General features: G+C 71.0%; 17 protein-coding genes. 7 read left to right on the top strand and 10 right to left on the bottom strand.

The window, feature by feature from the left end; translation table 11 throughout:
* Nucleotides 1-14: 14 nt before the first annotated feature.
* The 6 genes from WMF31_RS17595 to WMF31_RS17570 all read right to left on the bottom strand — a co-directional run bounded on the left by WMF31_RS17595 (nt 15) and on the right by WMF31_RS17570 (nt 7,714).
* The gene (locus WMF31_RS17595) at nt 15-842 is read right to left on the bottom strand and encodes a CBS domain-containing protein (protein WP_436603054.1); all 828 of its coding nucleotides are present in this window, start codon (nt 840-842) and stop codon (nt 15-17) included.
* A 563-nt stretch (nt 843-1,405) separates the two neighbouring features.
* Nucleotides 1,406-1,876 (bottom strand): hypothetical protein, encoded by a 471-nt coding sequence (locus tag WMF31_RS17590; protein WP_436603053.1) that lies wholly within the window; start codon nt 1,874-1,876, stop codon nt 1,406-1,408.
* A gap of 567 nt (nt 1,877-2,443) precedes the next feature.
* The gene (locus WMF31_RS17585; RefSeq protein ID WP_436603052.1) at nt 2,444-3,511 is read right to left on the bottom strand and encodes an alpha/beta hydrolase; all 1,068 of its coding nucleotides are present in this window, start codon (nt 3,509-3,511) and stop codon (nt 2,444-2,446) included.
* Between the two features lie 367 nt (nt 3,512-3,878).
* Nucleotides 3,879-4,970 (bottom strand): hypothetical protein, encoded by a 1,092-nt coding sequence (locus WMF31_RS17580; protein ID WP_436603051.1) that lies wholly within the window; start codon nt 4,968-4,970, stop codon nt 3,879-3,881.
* 180 nt (nt 4,971-5,150) lie between these two features.
* The gene (locus WMF31_RS17575) at nt 5,151-6,272 is read right to left on the bottom strand and encodes a hypothetical protein (protein ID WP_436603050.1); all 1,122 of its coding nucleotides are present in this window, start codon (nt 6,270-6,272) and stop codon (nt 5,151-5,153) included.
* The gene (locus WMF31_RS17570; RefSeq protein ID WP_436603049.1) at nt 6,269-7,714 is read right to left on the bottom strand and encodes a sigma factor-like helix-turn-helix DNA-binding protein; all 1,446 of its coding nucleotides are present in this window, start codon (nt 7,712-7,714) and stop codon (nt 6,269-6,271) included. The genes WMF31_RS17575 and WMF31_RS17570 overlap by 4 nt, the downstream gene beginning before the upstream one ends.
* A gap of 456 nt (nt 7,715-8,170) precedes the next feature.
* Here WMF31_RS17570 and WMF31_RS17565 point away from each other — a divergent pair, with 456 nt between their 5' ends.
* The 4 genes from WMF31_RS17565 to WMF31_RS17550 all read left to right on the top strand — a co-directional run bounded on the left by WMF31_RS17565 (nt 8,171) and on the right by WMF31_RS17550 (nt 14,969).
* On the top strand, nt 8,171-9,577 hold the full coding sequence (locus tag WMF31_RS17565; protein ID WP_436603048.1) for an FAD-binding oxidoreductase: 1,407 nt from the start codon (nt 8,171-8,173) through the stop codon (nt 9,575-9,577).
* Between the two features lie 177 nt (nt 9,578-9,754).
* A complete protein-coding gene (locus tag WMF31_RS17560) occupies nt 9,755-11,725 on the top strand; it encodes a hybrid sensor histidine kinase/response regulator (protein ID WP_436603047.1) in 1,971 nt (656 codons plus the stop codon).
* A 107-nt stretch (nt 11,726-11,832) separates the two neighbouring features.
* Nucleotides 11,833-13,056, top strand: a complete 1,224-nt coding sequence (locus WMF31_RS17555) for an MFS transporter (RefSeq protein WP_436603046.1) — start codon at nt 11,833-11,835, stop codon at nt 13,054-13,056.
* Between the two features lie 344 nt (nt 13,057-13,400).
* Nucleotides 13,401-14,969 carry a hypothetical protein gene (locus WMF31_RS17550; RefSeq protein WP_436603045.1) on the top strand — a complete coding sequence of 523 codons (1,569 nt, stop codon included), beginning with the start codon at nt 13,401-13,403 and terminating at the stop codon, nt 14,967-14,969.
* A gap of 106 nt (nt 14,970-15,075) precedes the next feature.
* Here WMF31_RS17550 and serA read toward each other — a convergent pair whose 3' ends face one another.
* A complete protein-coding gene (serA, locus tag WMF31_RS17545; protein ID WP_436603044.1) occupies nt 15,076-16,326 on the bottom strand; it encodes a phosphoglycerate dehydrogenase in 1,251 nt (416 codons plus the stop codon).
* 336 nt (nt 16,327-16,662) lie between these two features.
* Here serA and WMF31_RS17540 point away from each other — a divergent pair, with 336 nt between their 5' ends.
* The gene (locus WMF31_RS17540; RefSeq protein WP_129348512.1) at nt 16,663-17,832 is read left to right on the top strand and encodes a S1C family serine protease; all 1,170 of its coding nucleotides are present in this window, start codon (nt 16,663-16,665) and stop codon (nt 17,830-17,832) included.
* Between the two features lie 191 nt (nt 17,833-18,023).
* Nucleotides 18,024-18,266 (top strand): hypothetical protein, encoded by a 243-nt coding sequence (locus WMF31_RS17535; protein WP_436603043.1) that lies wholly within the window; start codon nt 18,024-18,026, stop codon nt 18,264-18,266.
* Nucleotides 18,267-19,919: 1,653 nt separating this feature from the next.
* On the opposite strand, the gene WMF31_RS17530 is transcribed toward WMF31_RS17535, so the two are convergent.
* Nucleotides 19,920-20,722, bottom strand: a protein-coding gene (locus tag WMF31_RS17530) for an IS5 family transposase (RefSeq protein ID WP_129346188.1) whose coding sequence is annotated in 2 segments (ribosomal slippage) — nt 19,920-20,398 and nt 20,398-20,722 — 804 coding nt in all. Because the reading frame shifts where the segments join, the coding sequence is not laid out codon by codon here.
* 176 nt (nt 20,723-20,898) lie between these two features.
* Here WMF31_RS17530 and WMF31_RS17525 point away from each other — a divergent pair.
* Entirely contained in the window at nt 20,899-21,810 is a 912-nt protein-coding gene (locus WMF31_RS17525) for a trypsin-like serine protease (RefSeq protein ID WP_436603042.1), read from the top strand.
* Nucleotides 21,811-22,151: 341 nt separating this feature from the next.
* Here WMF31_RS17525 and WMF31_RS17520 read toward each other — a convergent pair whose 3' ends face one another.
* Entirely contained in the window at nt 22,152-23,531 is a 1,380-nt protein-coding gene (locus WMF31_RS17520) for a DUF1552 domain-containing protein (protein WP_436603041.1), read from the bottom strand.
* Nucleotides 23,528-25,258: a DUF1592 domain-containing protein gene (locus WMF31_RS17515; protein ID WP_436603040.1), complete on the bottom strand. Its 1,731-nt coding sequence runs from the start codon at nt 25,256-25,258 to the stop codon at nt 23,528-23,530. Before WMF31_RS17515 ends, WMF31_RS17520 begins: the two co-directional genes overlap by 4 nt.
* Nucleotides 25,259-25,428 lie beyond the last annotated feature (170 nt).

Below are 25,428 nucleotides of genomic sequence, written 5' to 3'. Positions count from 1 at the left end.
GGCGCCGGGACGCGCTAGCTCGCCCGGGATCTCGCGGCCACCGGGAGCACCCCCGTGCCGGCGACGGCGCGCGCGAAGTCGAGCCCCGTCAGCACGCCGCGCAGCCGCCGCCCCTGCACCACGAGCACGCGCCGCGCCTGCGCCGCGTGCGCGGCGGACGCGGCCCGGTGGAGCGGCGTGCGCGCGTCGAGACAGACCATGGCGGGGCTCATCACATCCTCGACGGGCGAGTCGGAGAGCACGCCGTGCGCGAGCAGCGCCTCGGTCTGGGTGAACATGCCCACGGGCCAGCCGCCCGGGTCCACCACGACGAGCCCGCTCACCTGCGCGGTCGTCAGCCGATCGGCGGCGAGCGCCAGCGGCGCGTCGAGCGGGATCGTGTACGCGGGGGCCGACATGAGATCGCCGATCGGCGTCGCGACCCGCCCCTCGACCAGGGCGAGGAGCAGGTCCTTCGTGCTGAAGACGCCGGTGAGGGCGTCGTGCTCGCGGACGAAGACGCGGTGGATGCGGTGCTTGAGCAGCACGCTCGCCGCCTGGACCACGAGCGTCGCGCGCCCGACCGTGATGATGCCCGGGCGCAGCACGTCGCGCGCCGGCACGTCAGGCAGGGTCAGCAGCGTCCCGCGGCAGTTCGTCTTCGTCTCGAACCGGCCGAGCCGGAGCAGATCGGTGCGGGACAGCACGCCGATCGCGCGGCCGGCCGCCTCGTCGAGGATCGGGACGCAGGAGATCGCATGATCGCCGAGGGCGCGGTGCACCTCGGAGAGCGGGGCGGTGTCGGGCGCCGTGATGACCTCGCAGGTCATGTAACGCGAGACCGGTGTCGCAAAGCGCATCATGGGGAATCCTCGACCGGACGCCGGCGCGAAGGTCGGCAGACGGCGCGTCATCGCGCAACAGCGGTGTCAGCAAGAACCGATCCGTGGCGCGACCGGAGCGCGCCCGGGCCTCGAGGCCGGCGAGCGCGACCTGGGGCGCGCCGTCATGAGCTGGCCCGCCGCGGCGGGCGCGGGCGCAGAGGCAGCGCGTCGGCGCTCGATCTGCGCCACCTGCGCCACGACCCCCCTGCGCCACGATGAGCAGCGGAGTGGGCAGGGATGTCAGGGGCTCGACCCAGCGTGCCCCGCCGAGCGGCGGTGTCTCAAAATGCGACACGTGGGGAGCCCTGGAGTGCGATCGCCGCGGCCAAACGGCCGCCGTGAGGCCGGAGATGGCCGAGGGGCCCCCGGCCGCGCGAGCAGCGCATCGGCCGCGCGCTCCCGTCGGCCGGGGCCCTCGAGGCGCTGCGAAGAGCGATCCGCGGCTCAGGCCCCGGGGTGCGCGGCGGCTCCGGGCCGACAGGCCGAGGCGCGATCACGCCGCGATCCGGGGCCAGGGCTCGCCTCCGCAGACGGGCTCCGAGCTACCAGGGCCTGCTGCTGCAGGGCCTGCGGAACGGGTTGATGTACGGATTGCCCCCGCCGAGCCCGCCGGGCACAAAGCTCCCCGGACCGCCGCAGGGCCGGCCTCCCCAGCCGCCCCACGTGCCCCCCCCGCCCGGGGGGAAGCCGGCCGGCGGCCAGGCCGACCCCCAGCCGCTCCCCGGGAAGCTCGATCCCCAGCCGCTCCCCGGGAAGCTCGATCCCCAGCCGCTCCCCGGCCGATTCGATCCCCAGCCGCCGCCCGGCCAGCCCGGCCAGCTACCGCAGTTCCTCCCGGGGAGGCCCGGATAACCGCCACACATCGCCTGAGCGGCCTCGTCGACCTCCACGACATCGGCCTCGTCCATGTCGAGCTCGTCGGCGCTGCCGTCGCCCATCGCGCACCCGGTGGCCGTCGCCGCCATCGCCACCATCGCGACGGCCATCCACTTGCCATTCAACAGCTCATTCATTTGTCCTCCTTCCACGGCCCCGCGACGACCGCGGGACCGTCGGTCCATCGGATTGCGCAGAGAGCAGCGCTCGTGCCCGACAGCCGTGTGCACAGGCTGCCGCTCGAGATCGCGCGCAGCGGACGCGGGGCGCCGACAAACCGAGATTCCTCAACAGAGCTGAACTCCGCGGCACGGCGCCGTTCAATCGCGCCGGATCGATGCGCAGAGAAGGCCCTTCGAGGTGCGCCGAGCGCGCAGCGGCGCTCCCGGCGCTCGACTCGACGACTCCGATAAAACACGCCTTTCGCGAGGGGTCGACTTTCGCAGCGCGCGCGGCGCGGCGTCGCCGGCGACTCCACACCTCCTCCATGCGACGAGGTGGTCAGCGCTCACGGCAAGGTAGTCGAAGAGACGACATCACCACAGGCCATCTCGCCGTCCACGGGCGATCGGGCCTGCGCTGGTCGACGTGCTCGACCCATCGTCCAGGCGCCCGTGCCGGCGGGCGCGGTGGAGGTCCGCGCAGGGCGCCTCGCGACGCGCGCCTCAGCCCCCTGCCGCCCTGGTCCCGGCGCGCGGCTCGGCTCAGGGCGCGGCGGTCCAGGTCGCCCACGCGCGCGTGAAGTCGTCGGCGTGGATCTCGTGGCCGCGCCCGGGGTGCACCACGAGCTCGTGCTCCCAGCCGTGCTGGGTGAGCAGGTCGGCGAGGTTCTCGGCGCTCGCGATGGTGGAGGCGAGCTCGCGCTCGCCGACGGCGATGTAGATCGGCGGCCTCTCCTGGGAGAACAGGTGCTCCTCGATGACCATGCGCCCCGCGCCGACGAGCCCTGCGCCGTCGACGTGGAGGAGCCCCTCCAGCGCGATATAGCTCGCGAAATAGCCCCCGTTGGAGAAGCCCATGACATAACGCCTGCTGAACGAGTCCCCGAGGACCTGCGCTATCCGCGCCTCGGCGCGCGTCCACTCGTCGAGCAGGGCGGGCGCCTCGGCGTCGACGATCTCGCGCCGTGTGGGCCAGCAGAAGTAGCTCGCGACGGACGGACTGAAGGTGCAGAGTCCCTGTCTTCCGCGCGGGAACACCGCGACGGCGCCGAGCGCCGCGGCGGCCTCGGCGGCGATCGCCTGGAGGCTCACGGGCAGCGCGTCGGGCGCCATGATCCCGTGCAGCACGTGGAGGATGGGCGCGCCGCGGGCTGCCGTCTCCGGCACGTGAAAGCAGGTGTGATCGTCCAGGCCGCTCCACCCTTCCGAGCACCAGTCCGTCTCGACCGGCTCCCAGCTCCGCGCTCCGCCCTCGCCGCCAGCGCCGCTGCTGCCCGCGCCTCCCTGCCCGCCCGCGCCGCCGTGCCCGCCCGCGCCTCCCTGCCCGCCCGCGCCGCCGCTGCTGCCCGCGCCTCCCTGCCCGCCCGCGCCTCCCTCCCCGCTCGCGCCTCCCTGCCCGCCGGCGCCGCTGCTGTCCGCTCCTCCCTGCCCGCTCACGCCGGACGCGCTGCTGCTCGTCGCGATCCGGTCCGGGGCGGCGCCGCCCCCGCCGCCGTCGGCGGCACCCGTGGCACCGGACGCCCGCGGCGCCTCACCGGCGGAGCACTCGCACGCGGCCAGCGTGAGCGTCGCGATGGCCGCGAGGAGGGTCGCGCCGTCCGCCTTGTCCATGCGCGTTCGTTCAAGATGCCCTGTCGGCCGCGGCGCCGCAATGCTCGCGCTGCGCCCGCGCAGCGAGGACGCCCGCCGGAGATGCGATCCGCCGGAGATGCGCACATGGTGCGCTAGCGCTGCTCGAGCGCCTCTAGAGCATCCGAGCGCGCTGCGAAGCATGGGACGGCGCCGAGGCACCGCCCGCGCCATTGCAGCAGGCGGCGCCGGCGGTGCTCATGCATCGACCTCGAGCCTCCCGACCCGCGCGTCGCGTGGGCTCGACAGATTGAGTCTTGGAGCCCATCGACCGCCACGCCACACCCCCAAGTGCATGGCATGACGCGCTGGCAGCCGATCGCTGCGCCGGGCGGCGGCGCCGGCGGGCTCAGGCGATGCAGCAGAACGTGGACGGCTCGGCCGGCTGGAGCTCGCCGACGGGCTCGCCGCCCTGCGGGGCGCACGCGCCCGGCTCCACCGCCACGACCGCGGCCGACTTGCTCCCCAGGCCGACGCCGGGCGGCGTCACCACGCAGAACGGGACGCTCGAGCTGACGAGGCTCGACGCGATCAGATCGGTGCAGGCCGCGTCGCGGTACACGGACGCCATGACCGTGCACGAGGCGCCGGTCGGCTCGCCGCAACCGCAGGGGGTGCAGTCGCGGCCGTCGAGCACGTCCCTGTAGAAGAGATGCCTCTGGGCGTAGCCCTCCGGACAGGCGGCGTCGCCCTCGTGGTAAATGCAGGTCAGGAACCCGGGCGCTGCCGGCACGCACGTCGTCGCGTCGGCACACGCGGTGTGCGCCCCGGCCACGCAGGCCGTCGCGCGCGTCGCCCACGGGGGCGCGCGCTCGTGGAGCGGCGGCGGGATGTCGATCCGCGGCGTGCACGCGCCGGTCGTGATCGTGGGCGCCGCGATCGTCAGCGACTGCACGCAGGGCTCGCCGTTGCAGTCCTGATCGGCTGGGATCGCGGCCTCCGCGGTGCAGGCGCCATCCCAGGCGTCGGGCGCGGCGAACGGCGTCGCGACGGCGTCGGGCTCGTCACCGGGGCACGAGGACGACGACGCCGCGGCCCACGCGGTGGGGAGCGAGCACGAGGCCTCGGGCGGGTCGCACGCGCAGGTCGGGCACGCCTTCGGCACCTGCTGGAGATCGGCGAAGCCCTCGTACCCGATCGTCGGCGCATCGGCGGGGCAGTCGGGGGTGGCCTCCGGCGGGCCGAACCAGAGGAGCGCCGGGCCGGACCAGCCGAGCGGCGCGGGGGGAACGCACTGGCCGGAGCAGAGCGCGCTGTGCGCCTCACCACCCTCACCGCCGGCGCCGCCCTCACCGCCGGCGCCGCCCTCGCCACCCTCGCCGCCAGCGCCGCCCTCGCCGTAGCCCTCGATGCACCGCTCAGGAAAGCGGGCGCGCTCTCCGTCCGTACATGGGCCATAGAGGATGATTGGGTCTGTGGAGCACCCAGCGCTCAACAGCACTCCTGCAAGGGCAATAGTCGGCACGCGCATGCGTGGTACCTTACGTGAATGATGGTCCTCAGCGCAAGGCGGGAGGCGCCCTGCGAGCCTCGCAAGGATTGAGCATTCCGTGGATCGAGAAAAATTTCTCATACTTTCTCACCTTCGGAGACGGCAGATGTCGTTGCCGCCGGATCCCCCTCACAGGTTCAGTCGTAGACCGATCCCGAACGCCACGCCGAGCGCGGGAGCGCTCCAGAGCGTGCGTTCTGATTCGGCGATGCCTTCGTCGCGGAGGAGCGACGAGTCGACCAAGCGCTGAACCGCCTCGGTATATCCGTACCCAGAGAGGCTCTCTGAGAACGGCCACGCAACGCCGGCTCGCACGCCGATTCCGGCACGAAGATAGAGCAGGGATCCCCCGCTCACTGGCGCTTCGGGCACGACACGGCGCACGCCGATCTCTCCGACCCCGCACGCAAAGAGAACAGGTCGGTGAAGGCACAAGGCAGCGTTCGTGATGAGCGCCGATGTCGCCACGCGCACGTCCTCCACGTCGCTCGACAGCGAGGAGAGCCCGCGGGCGTCCAGCGCGACCGACCATGCCGGCCAGCGTCCCGCGACCGACAACGCGGGTCCCACCGCAACGCCGGGCGTCAGCCCCAGCGCGATCGTGGCGCCGGCGCCAGCGGTCCAGCGGAAGCGCCCCCCCGCAGCGTGCCCCGCGCTGCTCGGGGGCTGCGCCCGCACGGGCGGCGCCTCGCTCGGCGGCAGCGCCGGCTGCGCCGCGCAGGGGCGCTCGGGGGAGCACGGCGCCTCCGCCGGCGCCGCGGGCTCTCCCGGCACGGCCGGCGTTGCCTGCGGCGGCAGGCGCTCACCCATCTCGTCGAGCTGCACGGCGATCGACAGGGCCACCGTCGAGACCAGCGTCTTGCAGGCAGCGCGAGTCCTGTAGCCGTCGGCCCAGAGCACCAGGCCGGGGCGATCGCGGAGGTAGATCGACGCGATGAGCTCGCCCTGCTCCTGTTCCATCGACGCCGTGATCGCGAGCGGAGCCTCCGCATCGAAGGGGTCGAAGCCCATGTACCGGGCGATCTCCGCGCGCAGAAACTGCGCATCGGGGCAGCGCTCGGTGCCCGGGCCGCGCGTGAGCTCGAGCCGCACGCGGGCCTGGCGCGGCCCGGAATCGGCCCGGACCGGCGCGGCCGCGAGCTGCGCGACGGCGACCGCGACCAGCGATGCGAACGCTGCGCGCCATGCCCGCTCGCCCCGTCGCCGGCCGTGCGACGGGGGGCTCGTGCGCCGCGACGGCTCGGCCCTCATGGCCGCTCCTGCCGCGTCGTGCCGCCGGTCGTGGTGACCGGCAGCGCTTCCGCGCTCGATCGCAGCCGCTCGCGCAGCAACGCCAGCCGGCCCCGTGGAAACCGCTGTGCGTGCGCCTCGATGCGCTCCAGGGCGGCGGCGCGCTCGCCGCGCAACAGCGCCTGCCTGGCCGCCTCGAGCAGCGTGAGCTCCTCGCCGAGCCGATTCTGGCCTTGGTCTGGGGGCGCCGGGTCGCGCCTCGAGGCGGCGGGCTTGCGCTGGCCTGGCCCATCGTTCCTCTCTGCCGCGGGCGCTCGGGGGCCCTGGGCGTCGCCGGAGCGCGTGGCGTCGTCGGGGCGCGGCGCGTCGCCGAGAACGCCCCGGGGTCGTGGCTCCGGCGCCAGGTCAGGGCGTGCGGTTCCTGAGAGGAGGAGGGGCAGCGCGACCGGGGCGAGGTGGCGAGCCCAGGCCACCGGTGCTGGAGCGAGCCCGGCGACCAGCAGGACGCCGCCGGCGGCGCCGGCCGCCCCCCACCCGAGCGCCGGGCGAAGGGGTCGGGCGAACGGGCGCGCGAGACGCGCGAGGCGTGCGCGCCACCGCCCCCCGTCGAGGCGCGCTCGGGAGCCCGGCGCGGCCGGATCGCTCGCGGACAGGATCGTCTCGGAGAGCGAGCGCAACGAGGTCGCGGAGAACAGCGGGAGCACGAGGACGCTGGACCGGAGCGCCCGCTTCTCCTCGGGCCGCAGCCGCTTCTCGGCGGCGCGGTAGTCCCGGCGCGCGAGGCGCAGCCGGCTCGCGGCGGTGTTCTCGTTGAGCGAGAGGGCGCGCGCGATCTCGTGCATCGGGACATCGTAAGCGTCGGCCAGGACGAGGATGGCGCGGCGCTCGGGCGCGATCTCCGAAAGGAGACGGATCGCGAGCGCGCGCCGCTCCGTCGCGGCGATGTGGTGCTCGCTGCTCGGCGCGGCGTCTGCCCGCTGGAAGCAGGCCGCGTCCGCGAGCCCTACCGGCACCTCGCGGCGCCGGTAGGCGCGCTCCAGGTGATGGCGGACCTGCCGCCAGGCGATCCCGAAGAGCCACGTCGCCTCCGCTCTCCAGTTCCTGCCGAGGCGTTGCGGTCGCGATGGCTCGGGCGGGCCCGCGGGGTCCCTGCGCGGGCGCGCAGGGGGGTCGCTCGGCGCGCTGTCCGCCGCGGCGGCGGCCGGCGCGGGCGCTCGGGCGGAGGCCACGAGGTCGGGCGAGTCCAGCGGGGCCGCAGCGCGCGCGCTGCTGGAGCGCATGGGGTCGTACCGGGGCAAGCTGCGGAAGGCGCCCAGCAGGACGTCCTGGCACAGGTCGTCGAGGTCGTCCTCGGCGACGCCGAGGAACCGGAGCATGCCAGGGAGGACGTGAACGGCGGTCGCGTGCAGGGACGCCCAGGCGCTGTGCTGGACCGGGTCGGTCGGAGGAGGAGAAGGGCTCATACTCAGAGTTACGGGGCGTCTCCCGTGGCCGTCACAGAATCGGACCGGCCATCCGGACACGCCCCCTCCCATCCGGACACGCACCCCGCCCATCCGGACATCCCCCCGCCCATCTGGACACGCCCCCCGCCCATCTGGACACGCCGGCCCGCCATCTGGACATCCCCCCGCCCATCTGGACACGCCGGCCCGCCATCTGGACATCCCAACTCGACCCACTCGCCCCCGGTACCCCGCCCTCGCGTCCAGATCCGGCGTTTGCGTTGGCGAGGAATCGCGGCGAACACCCTCTCCGGGGGCCGGGCAGCCCGTCGAGGCCTCTCGTCCGTGCCCCGCAGCGCCCCGCAACCGGCCCTCCCGCCCCCGCTCCCGCCCCCGCCCGCCCCCTCCGGGCGGGCGAGCCGTGAAGCCCGCTTGCCCTTGCCCTCCCGGCGACATCGCAGTACCGAGCCGGCCATGACGCCCTTCCCCGGCCTCCCCGGCGCCTTCCTCGCGGCCCTCGAGCGCGAGCTCCCCGCGGATCTCCTCTCGACCGACGCGGCCGACCTCGCGACGTTCGGCCGCGACTGGACCAAGGTCCACGAGCCCAGGCCGTCCGCCGTGGCCCGCCCGCGCTCGACCGAGGAGGTCTCCCGCCTCCTCCGCCTCTGCGCCGAGCACCGCGTCCCGGTCGTCCCCTCCGGCGGCCGCACCGGGCTGGCCGCCGGCGCCGTGGCCGCCACGGGCGAGCTCGTCGTGTCGCTCGAGCGGATGCGCCGCATGGGCCCGGTCGACGTGCTCGGCGCCACCGTCCGCGTCGAGGCCGGCGCCGTCACCGAGGCCGTCCACCAGCACGTCGCCCCGCACGGCCTCACCTGGCCCGTCGACTTCGCCTCCAAGGGGTCGAGCCAGGTGGGCGGCAACATCGCCACCAACGCCGGCGGCGTGAAGGTCATCCGCTACGGCCTCACCCGGCAATGGGTGCTGGGCCTCACGGTCGTCACCGCGAGCGGCGCCGTGCTCGAGCTGAACGGCGCGCTCGAGAAGAACAACACCGGCATCGACCTGCGCCAGCTCTTCATCGGCAGCGAGGGCACGCTCGGCATCATCACCGAGGCCACGCTCAAGCTCACGCGGCTGCCCGAGGCGCTCAACGTGTTCCTGTTCGCCGTGCCGGACCTCGCCGGCGTGCTCGCGCTGTTCCGCGAGGCGCGCATGGGGCCGTTCGTGGTGATGGCCTACGAGTTCTTCACGGAGAAGTGCCAGGCGCGCCTCCGCCGGCACCGGAACGTCCGCATGCCGCTCTCCGCGCCGTCGGACTACTACGTGCTCATCGAGGTCGAGCGCGGCGAGCCCGACGCCCTCGAGGCCTGGATCGCGTCGCTGTTCGAGCGCGGGCTGGTCACCGACGGCACGCTCGCGCAGCACGGGACGCAGGCGGCCGAGCTCTGGGCCCTCCGCGAGGGCATCAGCGAGAGCCTGTCCGCGACCGGCCTGCCGCACAAGAACGACGTGGCCCTGCCCATCCAGGAGCTCGAGGGCTTCTGCGCCGAGCTGGAGAGCGTCTTCGAGACCCGCTATCCAGGGTGGGAGATCGCGCTCTTCGGCCACATCGGCGACGGCAACCTCCACATCAACGTGATGAAGCCCGACAGCCTCACCCGCGAGGAGTTCCTGCAGCGCACCCACGAGGCCGATCACGCGATCTTCTCGCTCGTCAAGAAGTACCGCGGGAGCATCTCCGCCGAGCACGGCATCGGCCTGCTCAAGAAGGACTACCTGCCCTACTCGCGCTCCCCCGAGGAGCTCGCGATCATGCGGTCGATCAAGCGGGCGCTCGATCCGCTGAACCTCATGAACCCCGGGAAGATCCTCGACGCCTAGCGCTGCGTCACCGAACGCTCTCCAGCCTTCCGGCCCGCTTGTCCCTGACGGCGCGCGGCCCGAGCGTTGCATCTTCGCAGCGCGACCTCGGGGACGTGAGGACCACGGAGGACGCTCCTGCCATGCCCCCCGATCGCCGCTCGAGGAGCAACAGGAAAAAGCGAGGCACTGCCACCCATGGAGCAGGAGAAGCGACCACGGCAGGACGCGTGGCAGGATGAGCTCTACCGGCTGCTGATCGAGAACGCGAAGGACTACGGCATCCTCATCGTCGATCCCGAGGGGAAGATCATCGCCTGGAACCCCGGGGCCGCCGCGGTCCTCGGGTACGCCGAGGAGGAGATCCTCGGCGCGCCCGTCGAGCGGATCTACACGCCCGAGGACGTCCAGGCCGGCTTGCCTGCGCTGGAGATGGGGACGGCCCGCTCGGTGGGCCGAGCGTCCGACGAGCGCTGGCACCTCCGGAAAGATGGGACGCGCGTCTATTGCAGCGGCGTCATGACGCCGCTCCGGGACGAGCAGGGTGACCTGCGCGGGTTCGCGAAGGTCTTGCGCGACTTCACGGACCGCCACCTCGCGAACAAGGCGCTGCGCGAGAGCGAGGAGCGGCTGCAGATCGCGCTCGAAGCGGCCCAGATGGGCACCTGGCTCTGGCACGTCCGCCCGGACAGGCTGTCTCTGGGGCCGGGCCTGAGACGCCTGATGGCCGTGCCGCCGGACCGCGAGGTCCAGAGGCTCGACGACTTCATCGGGCTCGTCCACCCCGACGACCAAGGCGCCGTGCGCGAGGCGTTCGACGCCGTCCTCCGCGAGGGCGCCGAGCTGGCCGTCGACTTCCGCGTCGCGCGGGCCGACGGCTCCGTGCGCTGGCTGCGAGACCGGGGCAAGCTCTTCCGCGACCCGTCCGGCACCCCGGCGTACATGACGGGCGCGTGCGTGGACATCACCGAGCGAAAGCAGCTCGAGGAGGCGCTGCGGGAGCGCGCGGAGCAGCTCGCGGAGGCGGATCGGCGCAAGGACGAGTTCCTGGCGATGCTGGGACACGAGCTGCGAAACCCGCTCGCCCCGGTCCGCAGCATCCTGGAGGTGCTCCGCCACGCGAGGCACGATCCCGCGCGCGTGGACAGCGCCTGCGCCATGATCGAGCGGCAGATCGAGCACCTCGTGCGGCTGGTCGACGACCTGCTCGACGTGGCGCGCATCACCCGCGGCAAGATCCACCTCCACAGGGGGGCGGTCTCTCTCTCCACGATCGTGACTCAGGCCGTCGACACCGTTCGTCCGCTCGTCGAGGCGCGCGGTCACGAGCTCATGATCTCGCTCCCCATGAAGCCGGTGCAGCTCGACGCCGACGCGACCCGGATGATCCAGGTGATCGACAACCTGCTGCACAACGCCATCAAGTACACGGAGCCCGGGGGCAAGATCTGGCTGACCTGCGAGCGGGCGAGGGGCGGGCTGGAGATCCGGGTCAAGGACACCGGCCAGGGCATGGCGCCGGACCTCGTGCCGGACGTGTTCGACCTGTTCACCCAGGGGGAGCGCCTCCCGGACCGGTCCCAGGGCGGGCTCGGCATCGGCCTGACCCTGGTGCGCCGCCTGGTGGAGATGCACGGAGGGACGGTCCATGCCCGCAGCGAGGGGTCCGGGAAGGGCAGCGAGTTCAGCGTGTGGCTGCCGCCCGCGGCCGTCCTCGACGACGCCCGGGGGGCGGCGGGCCCCTCCGCCGCGGCGCCCGCGCCCGGGCGCCCGGCCGCCGCGAGCGCGCGGCGCATCCTGGTCGTCGACGACAACGCCGACGCGGCCGAGTCGCTCGTGATGCTGCTGGAGGCGCTGGGACACGAGGTGCGCATGGCGAGAGACGGCCACGAAGCGCTCGAGACCGTCGCGGCCTTCCAGCCCGAGCTCGTGCTCCTGGACATCGGGCTCCCCGGGATGGACGGGTACGAGGTCGCGAGGCGGCTCCGCGCGTGTCCCGGCCTCGCGGGCGCTCGCCTCGTCGCCCTCACCGGGTATGGCCAGGACGAGGATCGCCGCCGCTCCCGGGAGGCGGGCTTCGACCACCACCTGGTCAAGCCGATCTCGCAGAAGGTGCTGCTGCCGCTCATCGGCTCGCTCGAACGCCGGCGCGACCAGGACGCGGTCTGAGCCGCGACGGGCTCACCGCGCCGCGGCCCGGCCCCGCGACGCCGCTCCCGGCGCGCCGAGCACGCGTTTGACGCGGCAGAGCGGCCGGTGGAGCCTGCCGGGCCACCATGCTTCGCCGCATCCCTGACCGGAACATCTGGCTCATTTACGGCGCGATCTTCCTGCTCGGCCTCGCGTACGGCATCGCCATCTCGCTCACGGCGGTCTTCCTCGACACGCGCGGGTTCGACAAGCGCGACATCGGGATGCTCGCCTCGTGCTTCGCGCTCGGCATCGTCGTGCTCTCGCTGCCGATGGGCGCGCTCATCCGCCGGTTCTCGGCCAAGGCCACGCTGGTCCTCTCGCTCGTCGGGTACGCGGCCGCGGTCGGCGTCTTCCCCTTCCTGCCCGGCTTCGCCTCCATCGCGGCCGTGAGGTTCCTCGACGGCGCGTGCTCGGTCGGCATCTGGGTGAGCTGCGAGACCATCCTGCTCGCCCGGTCGGATCAGCACAACAAGGCGTTCGTCACGAGCCTCTACGCGGTCGCGATGGCGCTCGGCTACGTCCTCGGCCCCCTCTCCGCGAAGGGGATCGTCGCGCTCTCGTCGATGCCCGCCGCGTTCGTCGTCTCGTGCGTCATCTCGGCGCTCTCGGCGCTGCTCGTGCTCGCGCGCCTCGACCGCGACCCGCCCGAGGCGCGGGCGCACGGCGAGGCCGGCGCCCAGGGCGGCGCGGAGCCCCCGGCGTCCTCGGCCGCGATCCTCTGGCGCATCAAGACCTCGTGCTTCGCGACGTTCGCTTACGGCTACTTCCAGGCGTCGGTGGTGCTGTTCCTCCCGCTGTACCTGATGGCGTCGAAGGGCGTCACGCTCGAGCAGACGATCCTGATCCCCGCCTATTTCGCGGTGGGCATGCTCGTCTTCACGAACGTCGCCGGCCGGATCGGCGATCGCCGCGGCCACCTGTCGCTGATGCGCGCGCTCGGCGTGATCGGCACGCTGATGATCCTCGGCTTCGTGTACCTCGACCGGTACGCGGCGATGTGCGCCGCGGTCTTCATCGCGGGGGCGACGCTCGCGTCGATCTCGCCGCTCAGCCTCGCGCTCCAGGGCGTCGTGACCGCGCCGCGCGACTACAGCCGCGCGAACTCGATTTACAACGTCTTCTATGCGGCGGGGATGCTCCTCGGCCCCCCGGTGTCGAGCGCCATCTACCAGGCGACGGACGGGGTGATGATGCTCTATCACCTGGCGGCGCTGTGGGCCGCGTTCGTCGTCTTCACCATCGTCTTCGCGGGCGACGACCCGGCGGCCCGGCGCGGCGAACGCGCCCGGGTCGGCGTCCCGGCCTGAAGCGGAGGCGGTGCGCACCGCGGCCCCCGCGGGGGCGCGCCGGCGGCGCGTCGCCCCGGGCAGGCGCTCGCCTCCCGGACCAGGATGAATCCTGTGCACGCGGTCCATGACGGCTATGCATTGGAAGCACGTCGTCCGTTGATCCATGGATGCGGGCGCATCCGACCTCTGCAGTAGAGAGGTCCGCGCAGGCGCCGCCGGCCGTCGCGGGCGCCGTCGTCATCCTTCTTCGCACACGGCCCATGGGCGCCGGGCGCCGGGCGCCGCGCGCGCCCGGAGCAGGCCCTCCAGGGCGGTGCGCGGACAGCGAACACCGCACAACGGCAATCAGGAGATCGTTTGACATGTCATTCCCGAAACCCGGGTTCTTGTTCCTCGGCTCGGTCATCGCCTCTGCCTTGCTCACCGCCTGCGCCCCTCCCGAGCCCGAGGGGGACGCCGAGCGCCATGAAGCCGTGTCGAGCGCGCTCACCGCGCAGGACCGGCTCGCCGCGTGCAACCTGGATCCGCGCGTGATCGCCGGGCTCGTGTCCGCGGAGGTCTGCGCCGGAGCCGACATCTTCTTCCGCGAGACGTTCGATGGCAACGGCCGCACCTGCGGCACCTGCCACCCGGTCGCCAACAACTACACGATCGACGTCCCGTTCATCTCCGCGCTCGATCCGAGCGATCCGCTGTTCGTCTTCGAGACCGACCCCGCCCTCGCCGAGCTCGAGAACTTCGAGCTCCGGACGCTGGGGCTGATCCGCGAGAACGTCGACGGGTTCGAGGACCTCGACAACAAGTTCACGATGCGGGCGGTCCCCCACATCTTCTCCATGGCGACGACCATCACCCCGGATCCGGCGGACGGGACGGCGGTCCCGCCGGTCCATCGCACGGGCTGGTCGGGCGACGGCGCGCCCGGCGACGGCTCGCTCCGCTCGTTCCTCACCGGCGCGATCAACCAGCATTTCCCGAAGGATCTCGGTCGCCAGCCGGGGGTGTCGTTCCGGCTCCCGACCGAGGAGGAGCTCGATCTCACGCTGGCGTTCCAGATGAGCGTCGGCCGGACGAACGAGCTCGATCTCACGCAGGTGAACCTCTTCGACCCCCAGGCGAACGACGGGCGGCAGGCGTTCCTCGACCCGCAGCGGGGCCGCTGCAACGTGTGCCACACCAACGCGGGCGCGAACCACATGGATTCGGGGTTGAACCGCAACCTGGACACGGGGACCCGGAAGGCCCCCGCGACCAGCACCATCGGCGCGTTCGACGGCGGGTTCGGCGGGCTCGGGCAGGCCGCGCCCAACCTCGACGTCCTGGACATCGGGTTCCTCCACGGGTTCGGTGACGGCACGTTCAGCACGCCGCCCCTCATCGAGGCCGCGGACACGCCGCCGTTCTTCCACACCAACGCCTTCGGGAACACGATCGAGGACGGGATTGCCTTCTACGTCACCCCGAACTTCTTCCCCAACTCCCCGGCGGGCCTGGAGCTGGAGACGCGGTTCGGCACCCCGGTCGCCTTCACCGGCGACGACATCGTGAAGATGGGCCGGTTCCTCCGCGTCCTCAACGCCGCCTTCAACCTCGACATCGCGAAGCAGCGCCTGGAGGCGGCCCAGACGCTCGTCAACCAGTTCCAGGACACGCGCGCGGACATCCAGCTCCGCCTGATGGAGCTCGCGGAGGTGGAGATCGACGACGCGCTGGGGGTCCTCGGCGTGCCGCCCCCGAACCCCCCGCTGCATACGATCTCCCAGGATCACCTGCAGCAGGCGAAGGGCGAGATCGCGGCCGGCCTCGCGGCCGCCACCTGGTCGCAGCGCCAGAGCCGGATCTCGACCGCCATCTCGCGGGTGACGAACGCGCGTGACCAGTTCGGCGCGAACATCACCTACCAGCTCGGCCAGGGCACCCTGATGTACTAGCGCGGCGGCTGAGAGCTGCTCCGGGCCGCTCGCGCAAGCCCCGGAGAGGGGGCCGGGCTGCCCGGCCCCCCCTGCCCAGCCGTCCCCCCCCCGACTTCGGGCGCCTTCAGTAGAGCACGCGCGTCCGGAGGCTGGTCTCCAGCGCGCCGATCCGCCGGCTCACCTCCGCCGACACGTCCTGCGCCAGGTCCATGATGAGGTAGCCGATGTTGGCGTCGGTCGACAGGACCTGGCTGTCGATGTTGGCGTTCACGTCCGACACGATGCGGTTCACGTCGCGGAGCACGCCGGGCACGTTGCGGTGGACGTTGAGGATGCGGTGCGTCCCCTTGAGCGGCGGCAGCTCGACGTTCGGGAAGTTCACCGCGCCCGTCGTCGCCCCCGTGGTCGCGAACTGCGTCAGCGCGCGCGAGACCTCGCGCCCGATCGCCTCCTGCGCCTCCTCCGTCGAGCCGCCGATGTGCGGCGTCAGGATGACGTTGGGCAGCCCTTGCAGCGGCGTCCGGAACCCGTCCGAGTTCGACTCGGGCTCCTCCGGGTAGACGTCAATCGCCGCGCCCGCGAGGTGGCCGCTCTTCAGCGCCTCGGCGAGCGCCGGGATCACCACGACCGACCCGCGGCTCGCGTTGAGCAGGTACGAGCCCTTGCGCATCTGCGCGAGCTCGGCCGCGCCGATCATCTCGCGCGTCTCCGGCGTGGCCGGGACGTGGAGCGAGACGAAATCCGACGCCGCGAGCAGCTCGGAGAGCGTGGGCAGGGGGCGGTTGTTCCCCATCGGCAGCTTCTGCGCGATGTCGTAGTACAGGACCCGCATCCCCATCGCCTCGGCCAGCACGCCGAGCTGCTGGCCGATGTGGCCGTAGCCGATCAGCCCGAGCGTCTTGCCGCGGACCTCGTAGCAGGCCTTCGAGACCTTCTTCCACGTGCCGCTGTGCACCTCGCGCGAGCGGTCGCCGAGCTGCCGCGCGAGCATGACGCACTGGGCGATGATCATCTCGGCGACGCTGCGCGTGTTGCTGAACGGCGCGTTGAACACCGGCACGCCGCGCCGGTTGGCCGCGTCGAGATCGACCTGGTTCGTGCCGATGCAGAAGCAGCCGATCGAGAGCAGCCGGTCGGCCTTCTCCAGGACGCGCGCCGTGATGTGCGTCTTGCTCCGGATGCCGACCAGATCGACGCCCGCGAGGGCGGCGATGAGCTCGTCTTCCTTCAGCGCGGAGCTGCGCGTCTCGATCTCGAACGACCGCGATCGAAACAGCTCGTGCGCGCTCTGGTGGATGTTCTCGAGCAGGAGCACCTTGACGGGCTCCTTCACGACCGGGGGGGTGGACTGGAACTTGTTTGCAGTTGGCGTCATGGGCTTTGTCCGTCAAGGCCACCTCTACCGCAACTTCGCCCGTTTGCATCTCGGATCCGATCCGGCGCGAACACGACGAGGCGGCCGTTCCGCGCATCCTTTGCGCGCCCCGGACCTCCGCGCCGCCTCCCCCGCGCCCCGCGCGCCGCCTCCCTCGCTCCCCGGGCGCGGGCACGACGGCGCGGCCGTCCCGCGCAGCCGTTGCGCGCCCCGGGCGCGCAGCGCGCCGCCTCCCGCGCGCCCCGGGCGCGCAGTGCGCCGCACGTCGTCTCCCGCGCGCACCCGGCGCGCTGCGTGGAGCAGACGCCTCGCCCATCGCAGGCTAGATTGCGGCGCATGCGCCACCGCCGACACGCCCGTCTCCCTGCCGTCCTCCTCGTCGCCGCGCTCGCGGCTGCCCCTGGATGCAAGGGGAAGCCCGGTCCGGCCGGCCCATCGTCGAACGCGACGACCGTGCCCACGCCGGCGACCGTCGACACGCCCCCGTCGCCCATCCCGCCCCCGTCGCCCGTCCAGCCCCCGTCGAAGGCGGCGCTCATCGAGGACGAGCGCAACACGATCGCGGTCTTCCGCGAGGTCGCCGCGTCCACGGTGTTCGTCACCCAGCGGCGCCTCGTGGTCGACCGCTTCTGGGGCACCGCGGTGGAGGTCCCCGCCGGCTCCGGATCGGGCTTCGTCTGGGACGCCGACGGGCACATCGTCACGAACTTCCACGTCGTGGACAACGCGCAGTCGCTCCTCGTCCGGCTGCAGGGCGAGAAGACGTTCCCGGCGCGCCTCGTGGGCGTCGAGCCGCGCAAGGACGTCGCCGTGCTCAAGATCGACGCCCCGAAGGAGCTGCTCAAGCCGATCCAGGTCGCGCCCCTGCGCGAGCCGCTCGAGGTCGGCCAGAAGGCGATCGCGATCGGCAACCCCTTCGGCCTCGATCACACCCTGACGACCGGCATCATCAGCGCGGTCGGGCGCCAGGTCGAGGGCGTGGGCGGCGTGAGCATCCGCGACATGATCCAGACCGACGCCGCCATCAACCCCGGCAACTCCGGCGGCCCGCTGCTCGACTCGAGCGGGCACCTCATCGGCATGAACACGATGATCTTCTCGAAGAGCGGCGCCTCCGCCGGCATCGGCTTCGCCGTGCCCTCGACGACGATCGCGCGGATCGTCCCGCAGATCATCAAGACCGGGAAGGCCGAGCAGGTCGGCCTCGGCATCCAGCTCGACCCGGCCCGCCGCCTCGAGCGGCGCAACGGCATCCGCGGCGTCATCGTGATGAGCGTCATCCCGGGCGGCCCCGCCGCCAAGGCGGGCCTGCGCGGCCTGTCCGAGGGCGATCGCGGGCTCGTGCTGGGCGACGTGATCGTGGGGATCGACGGCAAGCCCGTCGAGGACTACGACGGGCTCTACAACGCGCTCGACACCAAGCGTCCGGGGGAAAAGGTGAAGGTCGACCTGCTCCGCAACGGGCAGAAGACCACGATCGAGATCGCGGTCGAGCTGCTCTCCTGACCCCTGGCCGCCGCTACCCGGGCGCGGGTAGTGGGGCTTCCTGGATGCTCCCCGGAGGGGCTTGTGCTCCGGTGGGCCACAAAAGAGGCCCGCCGGAGCACAAGCCTCGGGAGTGAGCACCCCGAACGCGACCACCACCCGGCTCCGAGACGCTGACGCCCCCTGGATCGCCCGGCGACGGCGCGGCCTCGGTGCACCGCTTCCGCCTCGACCTCGCCGAGCGGCCGGCCACGGGCACCGTCTGGGACTCGTCCGCGGCGCGGTGCTCGCTCGGCTCGGGCGACGGCAACGACCCCGTGATCGCGGCCCCGACCGTCTCGCGCTCCCACTGCGAGATCCTCATCGACGACGCCTGGGCGCGCGTGTCGAGGACCGACTCGATCGGGACGAGCACCACGTCGACTCCACGATCGTACGGGGACAGAAGCACGTAGCGGGTGCACAAGGGGATCCAGAAGTGGAGGGGCTCGGCCGCCGTCAGGGCGTCTTCGCCACGAAGCTCCACCTTCGCGCCGGCAACGGAGGCAAGCCGATCGCCTTCCCCCCGACCGCGGGGCAACGGCACGAGACCATCGCCTTCAACGACCTGATGGCACGCAGCACCGTCCGCCGCCCTGGCCGTGGACGCCCGCGCCATCGCCCCCGTGCCATCGTGCGTGGACGCGTACACCACCCGCGCCGTGCGCGCATGTGCGCTCGTATCGGATCCGCCCGGGCATCCCCCCCAAAATGCAATCAGCCGTGTGCCACGCTGTGCGATCGCGCGCGGGACAGGGCACGGAATGAAGTCGAGCGTCTCATCAGCGGATGGAAGCAGCCCCGCCGTGTATGTAACCACGCGCTATGAGAAGCGCGGCGCCAGCTACCTGGCCATGGTGGTCGTCGCGGTGATTCGGCTATGATTGTAGGATTCACAAACACACCCTAGCCCGCGCCGCACGGACGGTCACGATGCCCTGGGCCGTGCGCTTACGTCCAGATGTCCAAATCTGACCATCTGAGCCGTAACCGATCACGGATGCGAGAGTCAAGCACCTCGTAGCAACCTTCCGGCGCACAGTAACACTGTACGCACAAACGTACCAAGGGCAGTACCGAAAATTCGACCACACGCTAGTATGCGCGGCTACCATATCGCGGCAAGCACCCATCGGGTGCGTCCACTCCGGGCTCCGCGGAATATGGGGCCAGCATGGTCTGGTCGGACCTCACTCAGTAATAAAACGCCATGGATCGAAAGCACGTACAGGATACCGTTCGGCTCTTCATTCTCTTGCAAGCGTTACGCAAGTGCATCGGACGCTTACATGAGGTGCGTTCAACCCGTCCACCCCTTGGCGAGATATGCTGCATAGTCCTCGCCCTTGCCGGCGTCGCGAGCTGCGCCGAGCAGGTTGCTCACACGCGTACGCCCGCGACGCAGGCCCCCGCGAACGAGCCCAATCTGCCGCCTGAACCGCCTGCTAACTCGAACCAACAAGAGAAGTGTGGAGCCATGATCGCTGGCAGCAGTTACTGCTTTCCCTCGGAAGCGGAGGCTTGCGCTTATCTCAACTGCCCCGGCAACCGATGTTCACTCGGTTACTCATTGCCACCCGTGGTAAGCTGCGCGAGTGCCGACGACGAGGCCGCATACAGACCTTGATCGTGAACGCGGCATCGTCCGCTGCCCTTGCGACGCATGAGATACCTCTCCGGCAAGAGCGGGTGCGGGTCGTGTCTTGGCTCAGAGGCCGGCGCACGAACCGCGACGCTGTCTGCGCCCTACCGCCCTCACTCCCGCACGTCGCCCCCCCCCGAGCAGACGCGCATCGTCGGGCGGTCGCGTCCGGCAGAGAGCTGGGCCCGCGCGGCTGACTTCTGGCACCGGCATGCGAGCCCATGATCAACCCCGCAGGCAGTGATACAAATCGACCCATTCAATACATGGACAAACCATTAATATAGTGTCACCCTGCCAGGAGGGAGACGAATCGCGCAAGAGAATCTTCTGTCCCCTAAAGCAAGCGCGTCGACTCACCTTGCCACAATCAAATTGCCTTGAGTTTCCTTTCCTCATGCAACACCGAACAGCAGATTAAGAGCGCCTAACAAAACCCGGCCTGGATATGGCAGAGGCAGATCAGGCACACGGCGAGCTGGAGGAACGCTCGGTGAATATCGGCACGGCGTTCATACCGCACAGTCAAGCGCCGAAAGCGGCGGAGCCATGCGATCGTCCGTTCGACGACCCAGCGGTAACGGCCGAGCTTCTCCGACGACTCGATGCCCTTGCGAGCGATGCGGGGCACGATGTGGCGCAGATGGCAAGCCAAGCGCAGGGCCGGGTCGTCGTAGGCCTTATCGGCGTGCAGTTTCTTGGGGCGGCGCCGCGGTCGGCCGCAAGGCCGCGCGATCGTCGGTACCGCATCCACCATAGGCGTGAACATCTTCGAGTCATGGACGTTCGCCGGCGTCATCTCGACGGCGAGCGGGATACCATTCTGATCGACCAAAATGTGATATTTCGTGCCCGGCCGGCCGCGATCTGTGGGGTTCGGGCCAGTCTCTTCACCCCCCTTTTTACCGGAACCAGCGAGGCATCCAGCGCAGCACGCTCCCAGTTGATCTTGTCGGCCCCGCCGAGCTCATCCAGCAATGCCTTGTGGAGCTGACCCCAGACGCCAGCCTGCTGCCAGTCGCGCAACCGGCGCCAGCACGTCATGCCGCTGCAGCCGAGCTCTTGCGGGAGATATTCCCAAGGAATCCCCGTTTTCAGCACGAACAAGATCCCCGTCAGGGCGATTCGATCAGGCGTGCGCGGCCGGCCGCCCTGCGGCTTCGGCTCCGCCTTCGGCAATAGAGGTTCGATTCGCTCCCAGAGTTCGTCCGGCACCAACAGCTTGCCCACGCGTGCAATCTAATGCGCGTACCGTTTGTCTCAAGCGAGCGGGCGCTCGAGCGAGGTCGGCGGGCTATTGTTAGGCGCTCTAAGCGCGGTGCCTACCCACAGCATCAGCACCACTTAATGAACCGCCCCATTTCGCACCAACAACAAAACTATTAAAGCGAACAAAAGAAATAACAATGACACACAATACTCATTACCATTTCCTGCAGCCCGCACGTCTGGTTGGAACCACCGGCCTGTGTGCTGCGCTCGCCGGCTGCGCAACCGAGGTCGACGATAGCCACAAATTCGAATCCATCGAATCCATTAGTGATCCGATATGGTACGGCGATTCCGCCGCAGCAAATTTGGCCGTCGTAGAGCTCACACGAAGCGGCGCAAGCGGAATTTGCAGCGGCTACTTCATAACCAGACGCCACATTATGACGGCGGCTCACTGTACAGATTCATTCTATAGCAGCCAATGGTATCAAGTTCGCGCCAAGACGGGGTACACCACCTTCATGAACCTGACGGATTCAGCCCGGACCGACAACTGGATCCTCATGGAAGAGCACGCCGCGCCGGGATGGGACTTCAATGCCCAGAGCGCCAGCACGGACACTGCAATTCTTACGCTTCCCTCGACGGCCTGGGCATCCGTAGTCGCCAACCAGGATGTCATGCGCATATCGACGGCCGCCCCGTATCTCACTCAACCGCTTAGCATCTGGGGTTGGGGGGCTCGCCATCCGACGGATACCGCTGGGGCGGGCGACCTGCTCACCGGAGCCACATTCTCGCAGGTCTACGTATCATCCGTTCCTGGAGACGGTTCATTTTACGCGGTTGCCTTGACAAATGCGCGGACCTGCAAGGGAGACTCCGGAGGCCCTGCCACGCGCTACTACGATAATGCCTATATCGCGGCAGGTACCCATCGGGGCGCGACCACCCTGGGCTGCGCGGAATTTGGGGCTAACATGACCTGGTCGGACCTCAGCAACAAGACGTCATGGATTCAAGACACGCTCAGGCTATCATTCGGCCCTTCGTTTGCGTGTAGCCATTTCGCGAGCGGAGCGAACGCTTATATGAAATGCCTTTGAGCAAGAGCCCCACGGGAAAGTCGAGACCTTCGTAGTACCGAGCGCGGTACTTGATGCAAAGCAGACCATCAGCGATCCGGTTCTTTGATGGCAGGTGCGCGTAAGCACGCGACACCTGGACGAAGTGGATCGGCGGGTATCGCCGTCGATGATGGGCTCGCGTTCGCGCGAATCCCGCACCATGACGCGTAGCTACCCGGTCTCCCTAGGCCGCCGCGACCCGGGCCCGCGTCCGGGGGGGCAGCGCGCTGGGGGCTCGCCGGAACGCAAGCCCCGGAGGTGAGCACCCAGCGCGCTGCCCCCCCCCGGACGCGCGCCCGGCGAGGCCGGCGCGCCCGCGCTCACGAGGCGAGGATCTCGCCCACCAGCCCGCCCTCGAGGCTCTCGTCGCCGAAGTCGTCGAGCGGGCCGCCCTCGGCATTGGTGCAGCCGACGGCCGCGCCGATCGTGTTCAGCAGCTTGTTGTTCGTGATGGAGACGTCGACGAACCGCCCCGTCTTCAGGAAACCCGACGCGCCGCCGGCGAGGATGTACGGGACCCTCTTGTAGGAGTGGTACTTGTCGCCGAGGTCGTTGAGCCACACGGCCACGCCGTGGTCGAGCAGCGTCCCCGAGCCGAGCTGGTAGGCCGAGAGCCGGTCGAGCAGGTGCTTGAACAGCCGCGCGTGGATCCGGTCGATCTGGTGGTGCAGCTCCTGGGCGCCCTCGATCGGAGGCCCCTCGGAGCCGTCGCCGTCGATGCGGTGGGAGATCTTGTGGAAGCTCTTCTGCCGCACGCCGTGGATCGTGTACTCGGTCGAGTCGTTGCCGTCGCCCACCTGGAGGGTCGCGGCGCGCGTGACGCCGCACGCCATCGCGAGCGCGATGATGTCCATGTGCATGCGGGCCACGGCCTCCACGTTGTCGTTCGCGCGCACCGCCGGGGCGATCGCCTCCATCTCGGCGACCCGCTCCGGCGGGAGCTTGCAGGTGAGCGTGACCTCGAGGTCGCGGATGCTGTCGAAGTGGAGCTCGAGCCGCTCGCGGTCGGCCTTGCTGAGGTCGGCCCGGCCGAGCAGCGCCCTCATCTCCCCGCGGACCAGGTCGTTCACGCTGGCGCGGCGCTCGGCCAGCGCCTTCATGACCTCGGGCTCGACGTCCGCCAGCCCGAAGAGCTTCTGGTAGGCGTTGAACGGGCTGCGCTCGGCGGCGCGGAGCTGCTTCGGCCCGCGGTAGGAGAGCACCTCGTTGATGTACCCGACCGCCTTGCCGGCGTAGAGCGTCAGCGGCTCGACGCCGGGCGGGTTGAGCTCGGTCGCGATCCGGTTGTCGATCGACTCGCCCATCGCGAGCGACTCGTTGCCCGACGGATCCTCGGACACGCGCGCGGCCGTGAGGCACTGGTTGCCGCCGCCGGAGTGGCCGCACCCGTTGCCCTCGAACGCGAAGCGGACGCCGCGCACCAGGATGAGCCTGTCCGCGTAGTCCTTGAGCTCGCTCACCGCCCGGTCGCTCTCCCGCTCCATCCCGGCGGCGGTCAGGGGGCCGGGCTCGCTGGGCCAGAACATCTCGGGCTCGTCGTCGATCGCCTGGGCCACGCCGTTCGCCTGGCGCATGAAGATCGCGAACGGCGGCACGTCGCCCGCGCCGGCCGAGGCGCGCCGGGGCGCGAGGCTCTCCAGGAACGGCAGCGCGACCGTGACGCCGAACAGGCCTCGGAGCACACGTCGTCGGGTGATCATGGCGCCTCCGCGGGAACGCGAGCGAGGAAGGACGGGGAGGAGACGATCTGGAGGAGCAGCTCCCGGGTCGAGGCGCCGCCGCGGGACGCCTCGGCGAGCGCGGAGAGGAGCGCCCGGTCCTCGGGGCGCGCGTCGCGCCCGTGGGCGAACTCGATCCAGCGCTTCGCGTAGCACGCGTGCGCCTCGCTGCTCTCGGCGAGGATCTGGCTGAGCTCGACGGCGTCCGCGAAGCTCCGCGGCTGCCCGCCGAGCGCGTAGACGTCCGCGGCGTTGACGGGCTCGCCGTTGTCGGTCGTGCGATACTGGCCGATCGCGTCGTAGTGCTCGAAGGCGAAGCCGGCGGGGTTGATGAGCGCCCCGTGGCACGCCGCGCCGCACGTCCCCTTGCCCGTGTGCGCCTCGACGCGCTCGCGGTTGGTCCTGTGCTCGCCCGGCGGCAGCGCGGCGACGTTGTCGGGCGGCGACGGCAGCGCGACGCACAGGATCCTGAGGTTCACGAAGACGCCGCGGTGGATCGTGTCGGGCTCCCGCGCCGTCGCCTTCGCCGCGAGGAAGCCGGCGCGCGTGAGCAGCCCCGAGCGCTCCGCCGCGTCGAGCTCCACCCGCTCGAACGCCTCCGAGAACTCGCCCTCGAGGCCGTAGACCGCCGCGAGGTCGTCGTTCACGAAGGCGGTGCGCGACGTGAGCAGGTCGGTGAGCCCGCCGTCCCTGTCGAAGACGATGTGATCCACGAAGAGCTCCGCCTCGCGCTGCATCGCCTCGCCCATCTCGGGGCCGAACTCGGGATAGAGCTCCGGATCCTTGTTGAGGTCGTGGTACTGGGCGTAGTCGTAGAGCTGGCGGTGGAACGCGCCGACGACCTCGCGCGCCCGCGGGTCCTCCAGCATCCGCGCCGCGTAGGCGCGGACCGCCTCGGGGCTCGACAGCTCGCCCGCCGCCGCGGCCAGGAACAGCTCGTCCGACGGCATGGTGTTCCAGAAGAGGTACGCGAGCTTCGTCGCGATCTCGTGGCCGCTCAGCGGGACGAGCCCGCCCTCGGCCGGCCCGGCGCCGATCTCGACGCGGTAGACGAAATGGGGCGATTGCAGGAACGCCTCGAGCGCCGCGCGCACGCCGGCGACGAACGGGTCCTCGCCCGGGAAGAGCGCCTCGCCGCGGTCGAACAGCGCCGCGTACGCGTCGATCTCCCCGGCCGCGAGCGGCCGGCGAAACGCCCGCTCGCCGAACCGCTCGACGAACGCCCGCGCCCGCGCCTCCGGCGCGGCGGGCAGATCCGCGGGCAGGACGCGGCCGAGCTTCGCCTCGTCCGCGGTGACCATCGCGGCGAGCTCCTCGGCCGCGCGCTGGTAATCGCCCCAGAGCCCCGGCGTCACCTGGAGCACGGCCTCGTTGTTGTCGAACACGCCGCCGAGCGGATCCGTCGTGAAGGACGCCGAGAAGCCGGGCCCCTCGTCGAGGCGCAAGAGATCACGCACCGTGTTCTCCCACTGCGCATGGCTGAGCCGCGGGAACATGCTGCGCGCGGCGACCTGCGCCCCCTCCGCGCCCTCCGGCAGATCGACGCCTCCGCCGCCCGGCTGGTCGCTCCCCTCGCCGCCCTCCCACGGAGCGCCCAACGAGCCCGTGCACCCCGGGAGCAGCAGCGCCGCGGCGCAGAGCCCCGCGCCGAGCAGCCGCCTCGCTCCCCGTGGACCGGAGGTGGTCCTCGAACAAGACGAAGACATCATCAAGCTCTCCTGACTAAGCAGCTCCCTCAGCTTAACCCATCTTGCCTTGAGCACCCATCAGAAACAGCCTTGATGCGCGCCATCCATCGCATCACATCGCATCGTTCACGAGTCCTCGCACACGCGGCCTGGCCGAGCTGGACAATTCGAGCAGCACCGAAACTCCCACG

It is taken from the genome of Sorangium sp. So ce1036, assembly GCF_051369805.1.
Taxonomy (GTDB): Bacteria; Myxococcota_A; Polyangia; order Polyangiales; family Polyangiaceae; genus Sorangium; species Sorangium cellulosum_F.
The sequence above is the reverse complement of the archived record's forward strand: the minus strand, read 5'-3'. Positions and strand labels throughout refer to the sequence as shown.

Excerpts from the sequence above, each read along its gene's own strand:
- WMF31_RS17540 (WP_129348512.1), top strand. The coding sequence starts at position 16,663 with ATGCGCCACCGCCGACACGCCCGTCTCCCTGCCGTCCTCCTCGTCGCC.
- WMF31_RS17565 (WP_436603048.1), top strand. The coding sequence starts at position 8,171 with ATGACGCCCTTCCCCGGCCTCCCCGGCGCCTTCCTCGCGGCCCTCGAG.
- WMF31_RS17585 (WP_436603052.1), bottom strand. The coding sequence starts at position 3,511 with ATGGACAAGGCGGACGGCGCGACCCTCCTCGCGGCCATCGCGACGCTC.
- WMF31_RS17555 (WP_436603046.1), top strand. The coding sequence starts at position 11,833 with ATGCTTCGCCGCATCCCTGACCGGAACATCTGGCTCATTTACGGCGCG.
- serA (WP_436603044.1), bottom strand. The coding sequence starts at position 16,326 with ATGACGCCAACTGCAAACAAGTTCCAGTCCACCCCCCCGGTCGTGAAG.
- WMF31_RS17590 (WP_436603053.1), bottom strand. The coding sequence starts at position 1,876 with ATGAATGAGCTGTTGAATGGCAAGTGGATGGCCGTCGCGATGGTGGCG.
- WMF31_RS17550 (WP_436603045.1), top strand. The coding sequence starts at position 13,401 with ATGTCATTCCCGAAACCCGGGTTCTTGTTCCTCGGCTCGGTCATCGCC.
- WMF31_RS17515 (WP_436603040.1), bottom strand. The coding sequence starts at position 25,258 with ATGATGTCTTCGTCTTGTTCGAGGACCACCTCCGGTCCACGGGGAGCG.
- WMF31_RS17570 (WP_436603049.1), bottom strand. The coding sequence starts at position 7,714 with ATGAGCCCTTCTCCTCCTCCGACCGACCCGGTCCAGCACAGCGCCTGG.
- WMF31_RS17525 (WP_436603042.1), top strand. The coding sequence starts at position 20,899 with ATGACACACAATACTCATTACCATTTCCTGCAGCCCGCACGTCTGGTT.
- WMF31_RS17520 (WP_436603041.1), bottom strand. The coding sequence starts at position 23,531 with ATGATCACCCGACGACGTGTGCTCCGAGGCCTGTTCGGCGTCACGGTC.
- WMF31_RS17595 (WP_436603054.1), bottom strand. The coding sequence starts at position 842 with ATGATGCGCTTTGCGACACCGGTCTCGCGTTACATGACCTGCGAGGTC.
- WMF31_RS17560 (WP_436603047.1), top strand. The coding sequence starts at position 9,755 with ATGGAGCAGGAGAAGCGACCACGGCAGGACGCGTGGCAGGATGAGCTC.
- WMF31_RS17575 (WP_436603050.1), bottom strand. The coding sequence starts at position 6,272 with ATGAGGGCCGAGCCGTCGCGGCGCACGAGCCCCCCGTCGCACGGCCGG.